We start from the raw sequence: 644 nt of genomic DNA, 5'->3' as shown, positions 1-644 counted from the left end.
GCGGATTGCGCAGGACGAGAATCTTCCGGAGCTGGCGCGTGAGCTGTTCGTGGTGCAGGGGCGTGAATACGCAAGGCTCGGGACCGAGCTGAAGGAGATCGAGGCCAAGCTGTTGGCCTGGCACCGGGCCAATGCCCTCAGTCGGCGCCTGGCGCAGATCCCCTCGATCGGCCCGATCATTGCGACCAGGATGGTAATGAAGACGTCCGATCCAGCCGCGTTCCGCTCCGGCCGGCACTTTGCCGCCTGGCTCGGCCTCACACCAAAGGACCATTCCACCGGCGGCAAGACCAGGCTCGGCAAGATCACGCGGGCCGGCGACGAGGACCTGCGCCGCCTGCTGGTGGTCGGGGCGACCGCGGTGATCCAGCAGGCGCGGCACGGCCGTGGCCATCCCTGGGGCTGGCTGGTCGCGCTGCTCAAGCGCAAGCCGCCCAAGCTGGCCGCCGTGGCGCTCGCCAACAAGGTGGCCCGCATCGCCTGGAAGCTGATGGTGACCGGCGAGAGCTACGACGCGGCGCGGATGAATGCCATGCCGGCAACCGCCGCCTGACAAAGATTGGCCGACCGGCGGGCTCGCGCGCCGGCCGACCCGGAAGCTGCAAGAGCAGATGGAGCGATCGATCAATCAACGAGGCGAGACA

The 644-nt window shown here is 68.3% G+C and carries 1 protein-coding gene; it reads left to right on the top strand.

From position 1 onward, the window contains the following. On the top strand, positions 1–553 hold a 553-nt coding region (locus ACZYOF_RS44195; protein WP_463719651.1), incomplete at its 5' end, for an IS110 family RNA-guided transposase. Between the last annotated feature and the right edge of the window lie 91 nt (positions 554–644).

The organism is Bradyrhizobium sp. LeoA1Lang (assembly GCF_055413685.1).
The sequence above is the reverse complement of the archived record's forward strand: the minus strand, read 5'-3'. Positions and strand labels throughout refer to the sequence as shown.